This is a genomic window from Streptococcus sp. GP0011 (genome assembly GCF_030546305.1).
Classification (GTDB): Bacteria; Bacillota; Bacilli; order Lactobacillales; family Streptococcaceae; genus Streptococcus.
On record NZ_JAUONR010000004.1, the window covers coordinates 148,268 to 164,560 of the forward strand.

21 protein-coding genes are annotated in these 16,293 nt (G+C 41.4%); 19 read left to right on the forward strand and 2 right to left on the reverse strand.

From position 1 onward, the window contains the following. The 11 genes from gtfA (at position 1) to Q4443_RS06105 (ending at position 8,469) form a co-directional block, all read left to right on the forward strand. Positions 1-1,521 carry an accessory Sec system glycosyltransferase GtfA gene (gene gtfA / locus Q4443_RS06055; protein ID WP_049519366.1) on the forward strand — a complete coding sequence of 507 codons (1,521 nt, stop codon included), beginning with the start codon at positions 1-3 and terminating at the stop codon, positions 1,519-1,521. After that, positions 1,505-2,851 (forward strand): accessory Sec system glycosylation chaperone GtfB, encoded by a 1,347-nt coding sequence (gene gtfB / locus Q4443_RS06060; RefSeq protein WP_049519364.1) that lies wholly within the window; start codon positions 1,505-1,507, stop codon positions 2,849-2,851. The genes gtfA and gtfB overlap by 17 nt, the downstream gene beginning before the upstream one ends. Beyond that, positions 2,844-3,023, forward strand: coding sequence for an accessory secretory system protein Asp4 (gene asp4 / locus Q4443_RS06065; protein ID WP_000161924.1), 180 nt, complete (start codon positions 2,844-2,846; stop codon positions 3,021-3,023). Before gtfB ends, asp4 begins: the two co-directional genes overlap by 8 nt. Position 3,024: 1 nt before the next feature. Then, the gene (locus Q4443_RS06070) at positions 3,025-3,249 is read left to right on the forward strand and encodes an accessory secretory protein Asp5 (protein WP_049519363.1); all 225 of its coding nucleotides are present in this window, start codon (positions 3,025-3,027) and stop codon (positions 3,247-3,249) included. A gap of 67 nt (positions 3,250-3,316) precedes the next feature. After that, complete coding sequence (locus Q4443_RS06075) at positions 3,317-3,802, forward strand: immunity protein YezG family protein (RefSeq protein ID WP_049519361.1); 486 nt, start codon at positions 3,317-3,319, stop codon at positions 3,800-3,802. A 145-nt stretch (positions 3,803-3,947) separates the two neighbouring features. Continuing rightward, positions 3,948-4,757: an Imm47 family immunity protein gene (gene imm47 / locus Q4443_RS06080; RefSeq protein WP_049519360.1), complete on the forward strand. Its 810-nt coding sequence runs from the start codon at positions 3,948-3,950 to the stop codon at positions 4,755-4,757. A 331-nt stretch (positions 4,758-5,088) separates the two neighbouring features. Then, positions 5,089-5,541 (forward strand): YrhA family protein, encoded by a 453-nt coding sequence (locus Q4443_RS06085; RefSeq protein ID WP_049519359.1) that lies wholly within the window; start codon positions 5,089-5,091, stop codon positions 5,539-5,541. A 301-nt stretch (positions 5,542-5,842) separates the two neighbouring features. Then, positions 5,843-6,415: a suppressor of fused domain protein gene (locus Q4443_RS06090; protein ID WP_049519358.1), complete on the forward strand. Its 573-nt coding sequence runs from the start codon at positions 5,843-5,845 to the stop codon at positions 6,413-6,415. Positions 6,416-6,780: 365 nt separating this feature from the next. Continuing rightward, positions 6,781-7,266, forward strand: a complete 486-nt coding sequence (locus Q4443_RS06095; protein ID WP_049519357.1) for an immunity protein YezG family protein — start codon at positions 6,781-6,783, stop codon at positions 7,264-7,266. Positions 7,267-7,446: 180 nt separating this feature from the next. After that, positions 7,447-7,923 (forward strand): hypothetical protein, encoded by a 477-nt coding sequence (locus Q4443_RS06100; RefSeq protein WP_049519356.1) that lies wholly within the window; start codon positions 7,447-7,449, stop codon positions 7,921-7,923. 3 nt (positions 7,924-7,926) lie between these two features. Further along, on the forward strand, positions 7,927-8,469 hold the full coding sequence (locus tag Q4443_RS06105; protein WP_049519355.1) for a T6SS immunity protein Tdi1 domain-containing protein: 543 nt from the start codon (positions 7,927-7,929) through the stop codon (positions 8,467-8,469). A 101-nt stretch (positions 8,470-8,570) separates the two neighbouring features. On the opposite strand, the gene Q4443_RS06110 is transcribed toward Q4443_RS06105, so the two are convergent. Both Q4443_RS06110 and sstT read right to left on the reverse strand, forming a co-directional pair. Next, complete coding sequence (locus Q4443_RS06110) at positions 8,571-9,524, reverse strand: aromatic acid exporter family protein (RefSeq protein WP_049519353.1); 954 nt, start codon at positions 9,522-9,524, stop codon at positions 8,571-8,573. 49 nt (positions 9,525-9,573) lie between these two features. After that, on the reverse strand, positions 9,574-10,785 hold the full coding sequence (sstT, locus tag Q4443_RS06115; protein ID WP_049519351.1) for a serine/threonine transporter SstT: 1,212 nt from the start codon (positions 10,783-10,785) through the stop codon (positions 9,574-9,576). A gap of 150 nt (positions 10,786-10,935) precedes the next feature. Between sstT and Q4443_RS06120 the strand changes: the two genes are divergently transcribed. The 8 genes from Q4443_RS06120 (at position 10,936) to rsfS (ending at position 16,266) form a co-directional block, all read left to right on the forward strand. Further along, positions 10,936-11,496 carry a mechanosensitive ion channel family protein gene (locus tag Q4443_RS06120; protein ID WP_001150572.1) on the forward strand — a complete coding sequence of 187 codons (561 nt, stop codon included), beginning with the start codon at positions 10,936-10,938 and terminating at the stop codon, positions 11,494-11,496. A 57-nt stretch (positions 11,497-11,553) separates the two neighbouring features. After that, positions 11,554-12,462 carry a magnesium transporter CorA family protein gene (locus Q4443_RS06125; RefSeq protein ID WP_049519349.1) on the forward strand — a complete coding sequence of 303 codons (909 nt, stop codon included), beginning with the start codon at positions 11,554-11,556 and terminating at the stop codon, positions 12,460-12,462. 17 nt (positions 12,463-12,479) lie between these two features. Then, the gene (locus Q4443_RS06130; protein ID WP_000963745.1) at positions 12,480-13,007 is read left to right on the forward strand and encodes a YqeG family HAD IIIA-type phosphatase; all 528 of its coding nucleotides are present in this window, start codon (positions 12,480-12,482) and stop codon (positions 13,005-13,007) included. Between the two features lie 2 nt (positions 13,008-13,009). After that, on the forward strand, positions 13,010-14,116 hold the full coding sequence (gene yqeH / locus Q4443_RS06135; RefSeq protein ID WP_049519348.1) for a ribosome biogenesis GTPase YqeH: 1,107 nt from the start codon (positions 13,010-13,012) through the stop codon (positions 14,114-14,116). 213 nt (positions 14,117-14,329) lie between these two features. After that, positions 14,330-14,641: a ribosome assembly RNA-binding protein YhbY gene (gene yhbY / locus Q4443_RS06140; RefSeq protein WP_049519347.1), complete on the forward strand. Its 312-nt coding sequence runs from the start codon at positions 14,330-14,332 to the stop codon at positions 14,639-14,641. 51 nt (positions 14,642-14,692) lie between these two features. Beyond that, positions 14,693-15,322, forward strand: a complete 630-nt coding sequence (locus Q4443_RS06145; protein ID WP_049519344.1) for a nicotinate-nucleotide adenylyltransferase — start codon at positions 14,693-14,695, stop codon at positions 15,320-15,322. Further along, a complete protein-coding gene (yqeK, locus tag Q4443_RS06150) occupies positions 15,322-15,915 on the forward strand; it encodes a bis(5'-nucleosyl)-tetraphosphatase (symmetrical) YqeK (RefSeq protein WP_000331220.1) in 594 nt (197 codons plus the stop codon). The genes Q4443_RS06145 and yqeK overlap by 1 nt, the downstream gene beginning before the upstream one ends. Next, a complete protein-coding gene (gene rsfS / locus Q4443_RS06155; protein WP_049519343.1) occupies positions 15,916-16,266 on the forward strand; it encodes a ribosome silencing factor in 351 nt (116 codons plus the stop codon). It begins immediately after the preceding gene. Positions 16,267-16,293: the final 27 nt, after the last annotated feature.

The window sequence follows — 16,293 nt, forward strand, 5'->3', positions numbered from 1 at the left end:
ATGACAATTTACAATATAAATCTAGGAATCGGTTGGGCGAGTAGTGGTGTCGAGTATGCCCAGGCCTACCGAGCAGGGATTTTTAGAAGTTTAGACCTAGCATCTAAGTTTATCTTTACCGACTTGATTTTAGCAGACAATATCCAGCATTTAACGGCCAATATCGGCTTTGCGGATGATCAGGTAATCTGGCTTTACAATCATTTTACAGATATCAAGCTAGCCCCGACCAGTGTCACAGTTGACGAAGTCTTGGCCTCTTTCGGTGGCCTTGAGAGTCATAGGGAGCAAGATGGCAAAGTCTTGCGTGTCTACTTTTCAGATGAGGATAAATTTGTGACCTGCTACTTGGTAGACTCGGCTAAGAATCTAGTACAGCATGCAGAGTATGTGTTTGGGGGGAACTTGATTCGCAAGGATTATTTCTCCTACACACGTTACTGTACAGAATATTTCGCGCCCAAAGACCAGATGGCTAGGCTCTATCAACGAAGCTTTTTTAATGAAGACGGCAGCACTGCTTACGATATCTTGCTGACTGAAGGACAGGAAGAGGTCTATCGATTTAAAGATCGGATTCTGTACGGAAAGCCAGCCCTTATGCGCTATTTTATGCAACGTTTGAACTTGAGCAAGTCTGATCTGGTCATCTTGGACAGGGAAACAGGGATTGGTCAGGCTGTTTTTGAAGAAGCACAGAAGGCCCATCTAGCAGTTGTCGTCCACGCAGAGCACTATAGTGAAAATGCTAGTAACGAAGACTATCTCCTTTGGAACAACTACTATGAGTATCAGTTTACAAATGCGGACAAGGTCGATTGCTTTATCGTGTCTACGGATCGGCAGAAGGAAGTTCTCGAAGGTCAATTTGCCCAGTACAGTCAGCATCGTCCACGAATCGTCACGATTCCAGTTGGGAGCATTGATCAGCTGACGGAGCCTGCTAGGGAACGCAAGCCCTTTTCTCTCATTACTGCTTCGCGTCTGGCCAAGGAAAAACACATTGACTGGCTCGTCAAGGCGGTTATCCAAGCGCATCAAGTCCTCCCTGAGCTCACCTTTGACATTTATGGCAGTGGGGGTGAGGAGTCCCTTTTAAGGGAAATCATCACGGCTCACCAAGCGGAGAACTATATCCAGCTCAAGGGGCATGCAGACCTGGCTCAGATCTATCCCCAGTACGAAGTCTATCTGACAGCCTCAACCAGTGAAGGCTTTGGTCTGACCTTGATGGAGGCAGTTGGTTCAGGCTTGCCCCTGATTGGCTTTGATGTGCCTTATGGAAACCAGACCTTTATCCAGGACGGTCAAAATGGTTACTTGATCCCAAGTTCGGATGACCATGTTGAAACGGCGATTAAAAGATCCTTTGCAGAAAAGATCTGCCAGCTCTATCAGGAAAATCATTTGCCAGATATGCGAACAGCATCTTATGAGCTAGCTAGAGGATTTTTAACAGACAAAGTAAGGGACAAGTGGAAGAAAACGATAGAGGAGGTCCTGCATGATTCAACTATTTGATCGATATGGCCAGGAAAGCCGAGATTTACATGAAAGTCTAGAAGTTGCTGGTCTGTCCCATGTCACGGTTGTGATCGAGCCAGATGGCTTTCTCCCAGATGGGATTCTTTCTCCCTTTACCTACTATCTAGGTTACGAGTCGGGAAAAGCTCTTTATTTCAACCAAGTAGGCGTACCTGAGTTTTGGGAGATTGCGGGCAATAACCAGTCGGCGCATATCCTAGAGGATTCTCGGGAGAGGGGCGTGATTCACTATGTGGATGCTCCTCAGGCCCGTCTGATCAAGCAAGTCGACTGGAAGGACCTATCCGGTCGCATCTACCAAGCAGACCACTATAACCGATACGGAGCCTGCTTTGCCAAGACCACCTATAGTGCAGATGGGCAGGCTATCCTGACCAAGTATCAGGATGCAAAGGGACAGGAAATTGTCCTAGAAAATCATGTGACAGGCGATATCCTCCTAACCTTGCCCGGACAAGCCCTGCGCCATTTTAAAAATCGAGTGGAGTTCACGATCTTCTTTTTGCAAGACTTGGGAATCGACACTCGCCACCTTCTCTTTAATACTCTAGCTACCTCTTTCTTGGTCTCATATCATTATCCAGACAAGAGCGGACAGGATATCTTGGTTTGGCAAGAACCGCTAGATGATTGCCTTCCTGGGAATATGCAGCTGCTCTTGGAGCAAGAGGGGCTGAGAGCCAAGCAGATCCTCATACCAGATAAGGCTACCTATGAACAGGCCTTGGCCTTGACCAATCCAGCCTATCATGACAAGTTTGTCCATCTAGGTTATCATTATCAGTTCAAAAGAGAAAACTTCGTTCGACCAGATGCCTTGATCGTTACCAACTCAGATCAGATCGAACATATCGAAACCCTGATTGAGTCCTTGCCAATGGTGACCTTCCGAATCGCGGCAGTGACTGAAATGTCGTCCAAGTTGCTAACCTTGCTTTCCTATCCCAATGTCGTTCTCTATCAAAACGCTAGTCCGCAAAAGATTCGAGAACTCTACCAGCTGTCGGATCTCTATCTAGACATCAATTACGGAAACGAGCTTTTGGATGCTGTCCGTCAAGCCTTCGAGCACAATATGCTCATCCTAGCCTTTGACCAGACAGCTCATAACAGACCTTACACAGCTCCAGAACACCTCTTTAATTTGCAGACTGTTGGAGACATGATTGCGAAGATTCAAGAAGCTCTCAGCAGTCTTGACAAGATGGGCCAAGCCCTTGGACATCAAGGTCGCCATGCTAACTATGTGGACTTGGCTACTTACCAAGAGAGGATGGGAAGGATAATAGGGGAAGGACATGACTAAAAAAGATTTATTTTACAAGGATGTCGAAGGACGCATGGAAGAGTTAAAGCAAGGAGCGCTTAAGAAAGAAAAGCCTAGCCGAGGAGAAAAGATCAGTAAAACCTTCTCCATTTTACTCGGCATGCTCATCCTTCTTACCCTGATCTTTACATTATTAGGAATCTTGAGGTGAAATGATGGAAGTTTTGATGATTGTAGGAATAATCCTAGCTGTCGCCTTAATTGTCCTGGTTCTCATCCAACCTCGCCAAAGCCAACTCTTTTCCATGGATGCGACCAGCAATATCGGAAAACCAGGCTACTGGCAGAATAACCGCTTGGTAAAAATGGTAACCCTCTTGATTAGCCTCGCCTTGTTTGTCTTGCTCCTTGTTTTTATGATAGTGACCTATCAGTAAGATGTGATTTCATATACAGATAAAGGATACTAGAGAAGGGGAAAATACATCTAAACCGGAGGGAAATATGGAACAACAGATTAATGAAAAAATTATCGAAATCGTGCATCAAGCCAACGATATGATTCCAGTTGAGTGGGATGATTTGTATATTGTAATCGAGATGGACAAGACCTATAGTGGAAGTGCATATTTTTATTTTAAGTATGAAGGTGAATATCATTATAATTTATACCTTCCCAGAGATTTTGGGTTATCGCAGGATGAAGTATTTAACCAGAGTGATATATTATTTGATAAATCAGAAGATCTGAAAAGAGTGTTTATTGAAAATGACTTGGCAGATTGGTATATTTGTATCATCCATTTGGATGAAAATAACAAGCTTTCAGTAGAATATGACTACGCTCCATGGTTGGAAAGTGGCTTTGGACCAACGGCGAGAATAAATTTCTTTAGATACCAACATCTTGGCTTTAAACCTCGAAACGAAAAAGAACTAGAACAGTTCAAGGCCATGGAAGCCTTCCAACAAAAATATAATGAGAACTAGTTTCATGGATAAACGGCCACTCTCGAGGTGGTCTTTTATGGTATACTGGGATTGTAGAGCCAGTAAATTTGGTGATAACTTATCATCGGTCAGAAAGCAAGCAAGAAATTTCCAAAAAAAGTATTGAGATAAAAGGAGAATGGGGATGGGAAACAAACTGTTAATGCCAGGAATGTCGTTCGGTCACGTTAGTTCAGTAGCGCTTGAAGATTTAAAAAGGGGCTTACTTTCAGTAAATGATGAGAGAGAATGTGTATTGCTGATTGCTGAAATCTTAAAAAAGGGAGATTTTACAGTAAAAAACTTGCTGATTGACTTGATGAACCAGACAAAAGATGAAGCCGTGCTCAATCTTTGTATTCGATTGTTTTGTCCAGTTTGTACACATGATGATTTAAAAAAGGTTGAAAATTTTCATTTTTTAAGTTCGGCTTCAGAATTTGCGGTATTTACTTTTGTCGCTGGCGCTGTGGAAACAATGTCCTATGAAGTCGTTCCTTACCTTCTTACTCTGTGGGAGGATTGGGAAGATACAGAAACCGATGTGGAGTACGCTATTCAAGATGCTTTGGATAGCTTTCTCAACTATCGTTCAATTATAGAGGAAAATGCAAGATTAGAAGAAGTTGGAAGTTTATATTTTGATGTAATAAAGAACAAGAACTTAGATTGCTATTATTACAAAACTCTTCAGGTTTTTCCTGGTTTATTTACACAAGAAATTATGACGGCTCTATACATCGCTGCTCAAAAAGAACAGAAATATCATCTTTATCTTCAGGCTTCCCTTCTTTCTATTTATACAGGCAAGCAGGTCCCAGTAGACACCAATACTCTTATTTCAAAAAATGAAATTGATTTGATGGTTGGTTATATTGATGGCTTGTCAGACAAAGACTGGACGGAAGGTATGAAATATTTTTACGGCCATCCAGTTGAGGAACTTGTAAAATAATGAAATGGACGATTGATAACAAAGGACTACCTTCATGGTGGTCTTTTATTGTTTTCCAAACGTTAGTCCATAGTGTTTATGGTATACTAGGATTGTAGAGTCGCTAAGATAGAAGACCCATTTGAACCTAAATTGGAGGATGCGTTGGAAAAACAGATTTATGAGAATATGAGAAAGTGATGGAAATCATATTTTTAAAGATAATAAATCTTACAATAAAGTTATTACCAGTTATCAAAAGAGTATTTTGTAGAACAATGAAAATAAAGGATAGTAAGGAAGTTTTGTGGTAATTGTTGGAAAGGACATATATAATTAGTGAGGTAAATAAATGTGGCTTGAACTTTTAAGAAGAGTAGATAGAATTGAATCTGGTTATGGGGAAAAGCTAAACTCTCCAATTGATTTAGAGAAAATTAAATTTCTTAGTCAAAATGAAACAAACGAAGTTAAGACATTCATGGTGCAAGAATATTCACGATTTATAACAAAAGTAAATGGTCTTGATTTTAATGGATGCGTTCTTTATGGTTTAAAAGCAGAGGATAGTTGTTCTTCAGAGATTTATGATTTCTTTGAGTATAATAAAATTTGGCATGAAGTCGAAGAAAATAAACAGTTTGTTTTTATTGGAGAGAACAATATTAGTTGGTTTGTATATAATCCTAGTAATGATGAATATTTAGAATTGGATATGCCATCTGCGGATGTAGTTGAAAAATTTAATTCTTTAGATGATTTACTTGAAAGTTTTCTTTCAGATGCTCTTGAATATGCCTCTTAAAAAGATAGGTAAAATATGATAAATAATTTTCCAACGGTAGATATGGAATCCTTCCAGAAAAAATATAATGAGAACTAGTTTCATGGATAAACGGCCACCCTCGAGGTGGTCTTTTATTGTTTTCCAAACACTAGTCCATAGGGTTTATGGTATACTGGGATTATAGAGTCAGTTAATTTGGTGATAATCTGGCAGAGGTATCATCAAACTCTAACGCCTTTTGTGAGAATTTCCATAAGAGTGTAGTGAAACTGAAAGATAACATAGCTCATGCTGGACCAAACATTAAGAGGAGAATCAAATGAAATACGATAAAATTAAAATTGCACAGGAAATAGCCAGAGCTGTAGGGGGAGTTCCTCAAGCCTATACATTTAGAAATCACGATAACAAATTAGATATATTTATTGGAGAGAACCGTCCGGACGATTATTTAACAACTGCAGCAACAATCGGTTTATCAGAATATACCATTTATCGTCGAATAAATGATAAGCCTTTAAGAGTTGAAATCATTGGGGCAGCTGATGCAGAGCTGGAATACTTTCCAAATATTATAGCAGACTGTGGTTTTAATATCGTGAGAGGAGAATATAGTATCTCTCCTGGTGCAGTCTATCCAAATATAATTAGAAATTACTACCCAAATGCGAAAGTAAATCATATATTTTTCACTCAGCCTTTCTTGTGGGAACTGGAGTCTTTCGATTTTGATGAAGAGTATGTTACGTGGCTACAAGCTATCCCTATTACAGAAGCTGAGCTTCAATTTATAGAAAAGCATGGAGCTGAAGTAGGAGCGCAGAAGTTAGAAGCATTGTTTGAAGAGCATCAGATAGATGTTTATGATTTTATGAGACCTTCTGTAGTGTAATAAATTTTTTATCTTTTTTCAGGAGCAGGAGTAGAGACCTGCTTTTTTTAAAACTCATCAATATCCGTTGTATGTCCGATCTTTCTTTCAGCTGATGTGCGAATTCCGTCATTGATGGAATCTACTACATATCTGATGAAAAATGAGATACGCAATTTGATAGAGTAGCTCTCCGAAAGGAGCTGGTAGCTACGATGAATACTCTATGGATTTGAATTTTTCTCTTATACTTTATTAGTTCAAAAATTTTTTTGCTCTAACTACCCTCGAGCTGGTCTTTTTGCAGTTTATCAAGGAGTGGGATATAGGGGTTATGGTATACTAGGATTGCAGTGGAATAATGATAGAATCAATTGGAGGGGAATATGGAACAACAGATTAATGAAAAAATTATCGAAATCGTGCATCAAGCCAACGATATGATTCCAGTTGAGTGGGATGATTTGTATATCAATTTTGAAGTGGATAGAACTTTGAGTGGAGAAATTTATTTCTTCTTTAAATACAATGGAGAGTACCATTATTTCTTTTATATCCCTCAAGAATTTGGCATATCCAAATCGGAATTTTTTGACGAATATCGTTTACTATTCAAGAAAGCTCAGGAACTAAAAAAAGTATTCATGGATAACGGATTAAGCGATTGGTCAGCAGGCTTGATTCATTTGGATGAAAATAATAAGTTATCAGTGGACTTTGATTATGCCCCATGGCTCGAAAGTGGCTTTGGACCAAGTGCTAGAACATCCTTTTTCCAATATAAATATTTAGGCAAGCAACCAGCTAATGAAAAAGAACTAGAACAGTTCAAGGCTATGGAAGTCTTTCAAAGAGAGCATAATCAAAAGTAGTATAAGCTTGATTACATTTTGAAGAATGCGATTTTTGAGTATTGCTGTTAATGCGAATTGGAGGATAAAATGTTAGAAAACTTTGTCAAAGTGGCAGATAAGCCACAAGAAGTGATTGAAAATATAAGGAAATTGCTAAAGAATACGGAGTTGAACTAAGATTTACAAAGGAGTAGACAGATGAAATTAGACTGCAGAGTTGAACAGGCTTTGCAAGCTATAAATTTTGTGGAGCGCTATAAGGAGCTTTCAGATAAATTTAGCTTAGATAGAACGCCTAAAGAAAAACGCTTAAATATTATTACAGGCGAGTTGATATTTGATGTTTTCGAAGATTTAGGATATAGAGCTAAATTTGATGGGCGTGAAAAATTCTTTTATATTGAACCGATTAAAGAAAATGGTTATACTTTTGGATTCCATATTAGTATCTTTAAAGGATTAGTTGAATTGATATGGAGTGTTAGGGACTCTCAAAACAAAGTTATACTAGGGACTCCACTGATGGAGTTTTCTAGGAGACTCATCTCTCCGGACTATAGAATCATGGATCCAGTGATTGCTAATTATGATGGCTTTGAAAATGTCATGAAAATTGCTTTTGAGATGTACGAAGACTTTAAACAGGCTTTTATGAAGAATGCGACAGAGGATTAATAGATGTTAAAAGATTTTGTCAAAGTGGCAGATATGCCCCAAGAAGTGATTGAAAAATATAAAAATCAAGTTCCAGCGGAGTTGCTACAAATTTGGCAGGAAGATGGTCTAGGAACTTTTCTTGATGGTTATCTAAAAGTTATCAATCCAGATGACTATCTTGAGCTTCTCCAAGATAGCTATTTCAGAGGTGAGATTTCTATTCCTATTTTTGCGACAGCTTTTGGGGACATTATAACTTGGGAGAAGAACGAATTTTTGGGGATTATTAAATATAAAGATGGCACATTTGATATTTTTTTAGAAAATTTATCACTTTTTATCAAGTTTCTACCTGACAAAAGTTTTACAGATGATTATTTTGATATCCCACTCTATAAAAAAGCTGTTGCCAAACAGGGTCAACTAGCCTACAATGAATGTTTCGGTTTCGTTCCACTTCTAGCATTAGGTGGCTTTAAAGATGTAGACCACATGGATAAGGTAAAAGTCTTGGAGCACATTTACCTCATGTACCAGCTTACAGGTGGTGTGATGGACGATTAGGAGTTGATATTTCTTTTTTGAGAACAGTGTGAGGGAATAAAATTCTCTTCCAAATGCAAAACAAAAGAACCTCAGAGGAATTCTCTGAGGTTCTTTGCGTTCTAGTTTCCATATTTCTGATAAAAATCGACCTTAACCTGGATAAAGGTTTCGGCTTCGCGTAGTAGCTGCAGGAGGGTGGCACGTGTTTCAAACTCCTCACGTGTTTTCGGGAGACTCCGGTTGCGGAAGACTTGCAGATAGCGTTCGATGTCATCAAGTAGGTCATGAGCAGGATTGGTCTGACTTAGCTGGGCAGCAATCTTTGAAAAGAGCTGGGCCAAGATCAAACTCTCACTTGCGGCCAGGTGACAGGTATTGATCTGCTGGGCCATATTTCGCAGGATGCGACTTTGTCGCTGTCTCATCTCAAAGTAGTGGATGTGGTAGTCCGTCTGGTGAAAGAGATGGTCCGAGTGATCCAAATAAACCAGTTTGAGAGCTTCCTCAAGAAGACTATCTAATTGGTCAACGAGTTGGGCTTGATTGCGTCCATCTCCTCTTGACAGATAGTATTTAAAGCGAAGCAGGATGTCTTTTAACTTTTCTTCGACCTGAAGGTGGTAGCTTTGGATGGCTTTCTCGCGAGAGGGCATATAAAGGTTGACCAATAGTGCAAAGCTTGTCCCGATGAGAAAGAGGAGCACTTCATTAAGCAAGAGATCTGGGGAAGTAGACTCCTGTACCAAGAGATGACCGACCAAGACACTGCTAGGGGTGATGCCGATTTCCCAGCCCATTTTGTAAGCAAGAGGGACATAGAGAGCCAGGTAGAGGCCCAGACTCCAGATGTGAAAGCCCGTCAGCTGAAAGGCTAGAACACCGATAGCGAGCGCTAGGAGCATGGAAAAGAGGCGGTTACGTGCTAATTTCAGCGTGCTTCTGCGCGTGTCGGAGAGGCTTAAGAGAGCGATAATTCCAGCTGAAACTGCTGATGATAAATCTAAAAAATAAGCGAGAAAACAAGCGAGACAGGTCGCTAAGACCAGTTTGGTCGTACGTTGAGTGAGGGACATGAAAATTTCCTAAACTAATAGAATCAAGTGTTTAACGAGGAGTCAAAGACTAGGGACGAAGTTTTCGGTTTGTAGCATACTCGGCAACCGCTGTAAAGAGGACATCTGTTGAAGAGTTCAGAGCTGTTTCGCAGGAGTCTTGAACGACTCCGATCACAAAACCGACTCCGACAACCTGCATAGCCAAGTCGTTGGAAATCCCAAAGAGGCTACAAGCGACAGGAATGAGGAGAAGGGATCCCCCAGCGATTCCAGAGGCTCCGCAGGCAGAAATGGCAGCCACTACACTGAGCACAAATGCTGTCCCAAAGTCTACCGAAATTCCGAGTGTGTTGACGGCAGCCAAGGTCAGGACATTTATGGTAACAGCAGCGCCAGCCATGTTGATGGTCGAACCAAGCGGGATGGAGACAGAGTAGGTGTCAGGATTCAGTCCCAAATCTTGGCAGAGTTTCATATTGACAGGGATATTTGCAGCAGAGCTACGAGTGAAGAAGGCTGTAATACCACTGACACGTAAGCATTTCAAAAAAAGGGGATAGGGATTTTTCCTCATAAAGAGAAAGGCGATGAGCGGGTTGATGATGAGAGCAACAAAGGCCATAGTAGCAATCAAGAGTCCTAGGAGGACACCGTAGTTAGCCAGACTGGCAATGCCCTTGTCAGAGATGGTCTTAAACACCAAGCCTAAAATCCCAAAGGGAGCTAGATTGATAATCCATTCGACAATTTTAGAGGTGACATCCGCCATGGTTTTCAGCAATTCTTTACTGTGTTTACTTGCCTCTCTCATAGCTAGACCAAAGATGACTGCCCAAGAGAGAATCCCGATATAGTTGGCTTCAACAATGGCATTTAAGGGATTGTCCACCAGTTTGAGCAAGAGGTTGCTGAGGACTTGACCGATACCGTCAGGAGCAGCAACTTCTGTATTTGCACTGGTCAGAGTGATTTGTACAGGCAGTAAGAAACTAGCTAGAACGGCTACCAATGCAGCAGCAAAGGTTCCAAGCAAGTATAGGAAAATAACAGTCTTCATATTGGTATTTTGCCCCTTTTGGTGTTGGGAAAGGGCATTGGCAACAAGGGCAAAAACTAAAATAGGAGCGATGGCTTTCAGTCCGCCTACAAAGAGGTCTCCAAGCAGACCAATTCCTGTAAGGTTTGGAAAGAGCATCCCTAATGTAGCTCCCAAAATCATTCCAATAAGGATTCGTTTGATGAGGCTTGCCTTGATCCAGGCTCTAATGATTCGTTTCATAGCAGTCTCCTTCAAAATGTATTGTTTATAATTATAGTATAAATATGCTATAGAGGCAAGTGATATTTTGAAAATAGGAACAATAATTGAATAATTATGAAAGAAAAGAGAAGGACGATTTTATGGTATAATAGGAAAAAGGAGTTTTATATGCAAGATTTTTTTCAACGCTATTTTGATAAACTTGATTTAACAACCATGTTAGAGAATCTCTTGACCAAGGTGATTTCTCTTTTGATTTTGTTTTTACTATTTTATATAGCTAAAAAGATGCTTCATGCGACTGTACGAAAGATTGTCAAGCCCTCACTTAAATTTTCCAATCGAGATGCAGGAAGACAAAAAACCATCTCGCGTTTGCTGGAGAATGTCTTTAACTACATTCTGTATTTCTTCTTGCTCTACTGTATCCTGTCTATTTTAGGACTGCCAGTTTCTAGCCTCCTTGCCGGTGCGGGGATTGCTGGGGTGGCCATTGGTATGGGGGCGCAAGGCTTTCTATCCGATGTCATTAATGGCTTCTTCATCCTTTTTGAACGCCAGCTTGATGTGGGTGATGAAGTCGTTCTCACAAATGGACCGATTACCGTTTCTGGAAAGGTCGTTAGCGTAGGAATCCGTACAACGCAACTGCGAGGTGACGATCAAGCCCTTCACTTTGTTCCCAATCGTAATATTACCGTCGTCAGCAATCTATCTCGTACTGAATAGGCCGGCTATTTTAGCAGATTTGTGGTACAATAGAAGGAGTTTGGTAAAGGAGAGAGTATGCTATTTGTAGAGAAAAAATTAGGTCACGATTGTACATGGATAGACCTTGATGTGGACAAGATTAAAAACATGGAAGACCTTTCGTATGTCTATGGATTGGACAAAGAAACTATCGAGTATGCTCTGGATAGAAATGAGCGTGCCCACATGGACTATCACCGTGAAACGGGAACGGTCACCTTCATTTATAATGTTCTTGATTTAGAAAAAGACAAAGAATATTATGAAGCGATTCCGATGACCTTTATCGTTGAAAAACAACGGCTGATCACAATTAGCAATCACAAGAATAGTTATGTGATTAAACGTATGGCAACCTATCTTGAAAGCCATGAAGTTGTTTCAATCTACAAATTTCTTTTTGCCAGTTTAGAGATTATAAGCAATGCTTATTATCCAGTTATTGAAGAGATGGATAAAAGTAAGGATGAAATCAGTGCACTTCTTCGTCAAAAAACAACTAAAAAGAATCTTTTTGCCCTCTCTGACTTGGAAACTGGTATGGTTTACCTGACAGCTGCTGCCAAACAAAATCGTCTCCTCTTGGAACACATCCAAGGGCATGCTCTTTATCGCAGTTTTAACGAAGTTGAGAGAGAACAGTTTGACGATGCCATGATTGAAGCGCACCAGTTGGTTTCGATGACAGACTTGATTTCTCAAGTTTTGCAACAACTCTCAGCCTCTTACAACAACATCCTAAATAATAATCTAAATGATAATTTGACAACTTTGACAATTATCTCAGTCTTGCTAGCTATCCTTGCGGTTATTACAGGATTCTTCGGAATGAATGTTCCCTTACCGTTTGCAGATGAACCAAATGCTTGGATTTATATTTTGCTAGCTAGTCTCATTTTATGGGTAGTCTTAGCCCAATGTTTAAAGAATATTGCTAGAAATTAAAAAGAAAAGGAGCCAGAATGGCGATTGAAAATTATATGCCAGACTTTGCTGTGGAAGCAGTTTATGATCTGACAGTCCCAAGCCTGCAGGCGCAGGGAATCAAGGCTGTTTTGGTCGATTTGGACAATACCCTCATTGCTTGGAACAACCCTGATGGGACGCCAGAGATGAAACAATGGTTACATGACCTTCGGGATGCAGGCATTCGCATCATCGTGGTCTCAAATAACACCAAAAAACGAGTGCAACGCGCGGTTGAGAAATTTGGAATTGATTACGTTTATTGGGCTCTGAAGCCCTTCACCTTTGGAATAGACCGTGCCATGAAGGAATTCCACTATGAGAAAAATGAAGTGGTCATGGTCGGCGACCAGCTTATGACCGATATTCGGGCAGCGCATCGTGCAGGAATTCGCTCGATCTTGGTCAAGCCCTTAGTCCAACATGACTCTATCAAGACGCAGATTAACCGAGTTCGCGAGCGCCGTGTCATGCGAAAAATCACTGAAAAGTACGGACCGATTACATATAAAAAAGGAATCTAACTATGGAAGAAATTCTCTGTATTGGTTGTGGAGCAACCATTCAGACGACAGACAAGGCTGGTCTTGGATTTACTCCCCAGTCGGCACTTGAAAAAGGGTTGGAAACTGGCGAAGTCTATTGTCAACGCTGTTTCCGTCTCCGTCATTACAATGAAATCACGGATGTCCAGTTGACGGACGATGATTTCCTCAAACTCTTGCACGAGGTGGGAGACAGTGACGCCTTGGTGGTCAATGTCATTGATATCTTTGACTTTAATGGTTCTGTCATCCCAGGCTTGCCACGCTTTGTATCGGGCAATGATGTTCTCTTGGTTGGAAATAAGAAAGATATCCTGCCCAAGTCTGTTAAACCGGGCAAGATTAGCCAGTGGCTGATGGAGCGCGCCCACGAAGAAGGACTTCGTCCAGTGGATGTCGTCCTGACTTCAGCCCAAAACAAACATGCTATTAAGGAAGTCATTGATAAAATCGAGCAGTATCGTAAGGGACGCGATGTCTATGTGGTCGGTGTGACTAACGTTGGAAAATCAACCCTCATCAATGCCATTATTCAAGAAATAACGGGTGACCAGAATGTCATCACGACTTCGCGCTTTCCAGGGACAACCTTGGACAAGATTGAGATCCCGCTTGACGACGGATCTTATATCTACGATACGCCGGGAATCATCCACCGCCACCAAATGGCCCACTACTTGACAGCTAAAAATCTCAAGTATGTCAGTCCTAAAAAGGAAATCAAGCCCAAAACCTATCAGCTTAACCCTGAACAAACCCTGTTTTTAGGTGGTCTTGGACGCTTTGACTTTATAGCAGGTGAGAAGCAAGGATTTACTGCTTTCTTTGACAATGAACTCAAACTTCACCGTACCAAGCTAGAAGGCGCTAGTGCTTTCTACGACAAGCACCTGGGAACTCTTCTGACACCACCAAATAGCAAAGAAAAAGAAGATTTTCCAAAACTAGTCCAACATGTCTTTACCATCAAGGACAAGACAGACCTAGTCATTTCAGGCCTAGGTTGGATCCGCGTAACAGGCAACGCCAAAGTCGCCGTCTGGGCACCAGAAGGCGTCGCCGTCGTCACACGAAAAGCAATTATTTAAACACAGAAAGGAAAGAGTTGTCTGGATTCGGGCGAGCTTTGCGAGCCCATAACGAATACTTTTCGCCGTGGTGTCAGTTGGTACAAGGAGTTGTACCAACTGCGGAAAATTTGAGACCTTAGGCTCAAATTTTAGTCATGAAAGTCCGAAGGACTTTGCTGACGTCCGTAACCACTTCAGAAAAGTATAAAAAGAAACTCTTTTAAAGAAATTATGTCATTAACATCAAAACAACGTGCCTTCCTCAACAGCCAGGCACATACCCTCAAACCCATCATCCAAATCGGGAAAAATGGACTCAACGACCAAATCAAAACCAGCGTCCGTCAAGCCCTTGACGCCCGCGAATTGATTAAAGTTACGCTCTTGCAAAACACAGATGAAAACATCCACGAAGTAGCTGAAATCTTGGAAGAAGAAATCGGTGTGGATACGGTCCAAAAAATCGGACGCATCTTGATTTTGTATAAACAATCCAGCAAGAAAGAAAATCGCAAGATTTCCAAAAAAGTCAGAGAAATCTAAACACCTACTCCAAACAACTGTTTTTACAGAGAATTAAAGGAAGACGAGCCTATGGCAATCGAATTATTGACTCCCTTTACCAAGGTAGAGTTGGAGCCAGAAATCAAGGAGAAAAAACGCAAACAAGTCGGGATTTTAGGGGGGAATTTTAACCCTGTTCACAATGCCCATCTTGTTGTGGCGGACCAAGTACGACAACAGTTAGGACTGGACCAGGTCCTGCTTATGCCCGAATACCAACCACCTCATGTGGATAAAAAGGAAACCATCCCCGAGCACCATCGGCTCAAGATGCTTGAATTGGCGTTTGAGGGGATTGAAGGCTTAGCCATTGAAACTATTGAGCTGGAGCGCAAGGGCATTTCTTACACCTACGACACTATGAAGATTTTGACAGAGCAACATCCAGATACGGATTATTACTTCATTATCGGGGCTGATATGGTGGACTATCTGCCTAAATGGTACCGAATTGATGAGCTGGTCGACATGGTTCAGTTTGTTGGAGTTCAGCGCCCACGCTACAAGGCAGGGACTTCCTATCCAGTTATCTGGGTGGATGTGCCTCTCATGGACATCTCGTCCAGCATGGTGCGTGATTTCCTTGCCCAAGGTCGGAAACCTAACTTTCTCCTACCTCAGCCAGTGTTAGACTACATCGAGAAGGAGGGGCTCTACTGATGGCCTACCAAGACTATATCAACTGCTCCCGAGAGGCTTTGTTGGAAAAAATGGCAGAGCTTCTACCTGAAAAACGGTTAACCCATTGTTTGGGGGTGGAGCGTGCAGCCATAGAGTTAGCGGAGAGATTTGGAGTCGATACCGAGAAAGCGGGTCTAGCAGGCCTTCTTCATGATTATGCTAAAAAGCTGTCAGATCAGGAATTTCTAGACTTGATTGACCGTTACCGGCTAGATCCTGACCTCAAAAATTGGGGTAATAATGTCTGGCATGGCATGGTTGGCATCTACAAGATTCAGGAAGATTTGGATTTGCATGATCCAGAAATCCTGCGAGCTATTGAAATCCATACAGTCGGAGCTGGTCAGATGACCGATCTAGACAAAGTCATCTACGTCGCAGATTATATCGAGCACAATCGTGCCTTTCCTGGAGTGGACGAGGCACGTGAGATTGCTGTGCTATCGCTCAATAAGGCAGTGGCCTACGAAACAGCTCGTACCGTGGAGCATCTAGCTCATCAGGGATTCCCCATCTATCCCCAAACCCTGGAAACCTATAACGCCTTTGTGCACTATTTGAAAGAGGACTAAATGAACGAAAAAGAATTACTAGAACTAGTCGTGAAAGCGGCTGATGAAAAACGTGCGGAGGATATCCTTGCACTTGATGTACAGAATTTGACCAGCGTGACAGACTACTTTGTTATCACTAGCTCGATGAATAGCCGTCAGTTGGATGCAATCGCTGATAACATTCGTGAAAAAGTAGCAGAAGCTGGTGTTAAAGGCAGCCATGTTGAAGGTGATGCAGCGGGAGGTTGGGTTCTACTAGACCTCGGTGGTGTCGTTGTGCATATCTTCTCAGAAGAAATGCGTGCCCACTATAACTTAGAAAAACTATGGCATGAGGCGGATTCTGTAGATTTATCTGAAACTTTATAGTCTTTTCCTTTATCTTTTATTACGGCG

Bases quoted from the DNA above. Each gene is read 5' to 3' on its own strand.
- gtfA (WP_049519366.1), top strand. From the start codon at position 1: ATGACAATTTACAATATAAATCTAGGAATCGGTTGGGCGAGTAGTGGT.
- gtfB (WP_049519364.1), top strand. From the start codon at position 1,505: ATGATTCAACTATTTGATCGATATGGCCAGGAAAGCCGAGATTTACAT.
- asp4 (WP_000161924.1), top strand. From the start codon at position 2,844: ATGACTAAAAAAGATTTATTTTACAAGGATGTCGAAGGACGCATGGAA.
- Q4443_RS06070 (WP_049519363.1), top strand. From the start codon at position 3,025: ATGATGGAAGTTTTGATGATTGTAGGAATAATCCTAGCTGTCGCCTTA.
- Q4443_RS06075 (WP_049519361.1), top strand. From the start codon at position 3,317: ATGGAACAACAGATTAATGAAAAAATTATCGAAATCGTGCATCAAGCC.
- imm47 (WP_049519360.1), top strand. From the start codon at position 3,948: ATGGGAAACAAACTGTTAATGCCAGGAATGTCGTTCGGTCACGTTAGT.
- Q4443_RS06085 (WP_049519359.1), top strand. From the start codon at position 5,089: ATGTGGCTTGAACTTTTAAGAAGAGTAGATAGAATTGAATCTGGTTAT.
- Q4443_RS06090 (WP_049519358.1), top strand. From the start codon at position 5,843: ATGAAATACGATAAAATTAAAATTGCACAGGAAATAGCCAGAGCTGTA.
- Q4443_RS06095 (WP_049519357.1), top strand. From the start codon at position 6,781: ATGGAACAACAGATTAATGAAAAAATTATCGAAATCGTGCATCAAGCC.
- Q4443_RS06100 (WP_049519356.1), top strand. From the start codon at position 7,447: ATGAAATTAGACTGCAGAGTTGAACAGGCTTTGCAAGCTATAAATTTT.
- Q4443_RS06105 (WP_049519355.1), top strand. From the start codon at position 7,927: ATGTTAAAAGATTTTGTCAAAGTGGCAGATATGCCCCAAGAAGTGATT.
- Q4443_RS06110 (WP_049519353.1), bottom strand. From the start codon at position 9,524: ATGTCCCTCACTCAACGTACGACCAAACTGGTCTTAGCGACCTGTCTC.
- sstT (WP_049519351.1), bottom strand. From the start codon at position 10,785: ATGAAACGAATCATTAGAGCCTGGATCAAGGCAAGCCTCATCAAACGA.
- Q4443_RS06120 (WP_001150572.1), top strand. From the start codon at position 10,936: ATGCAAGATTTTTTTCAACGCTATTTTGATAAACTTGATTTAACAACC.
- Q4443_RS06125 (WP_049519349.1), top strand. From the start codon at position 11,554: ATGCTATTTGTAGAGAAAAAATTAGGTCACGATTGTACATGGATAGAC.
- Q4443_RS06130 (WP_000963745.1), top strand. From the start codon at position 12,480: ATGGCGATTGAAAATTATATGCCAGACTTTGCTGTGGAAGCAGTTTAT.
- yqeH (WP_049519348.1), top strand. From the start codon at position 13,010: ATGGAAGAAATTCTCTGTATTGGTTGTGGAGCAACCATTCAGACGACA.
- yhbY (WP_049519347.1), top strand. From the start codon at position 14,330: ATGTCATTAACATCAAAACAACGTGCCTTCCTCAACAGCCAGGCACAT.
- Q4443_RS06145 (WP_049519344.1), top strand. From the start codon at position 14,693: ATGGCAATCGAATTATTGACTCCCTTTACCAAGGTAGAGTTGGAGCCA.
- yqeK (WP_000331220.1), top strand. From the start codon at position 15,322: ATGGCCTACCAAGACTATATCAACTGCTCCCGAGAGGCTTTGTTGGAA.
- rsfS (WP_049519343.1), top strand. From the start codon at position 15,916: ATGAACGAAAAAGAATTACTAGAACTAGTCGTGAAAGCGGCTGATGAA.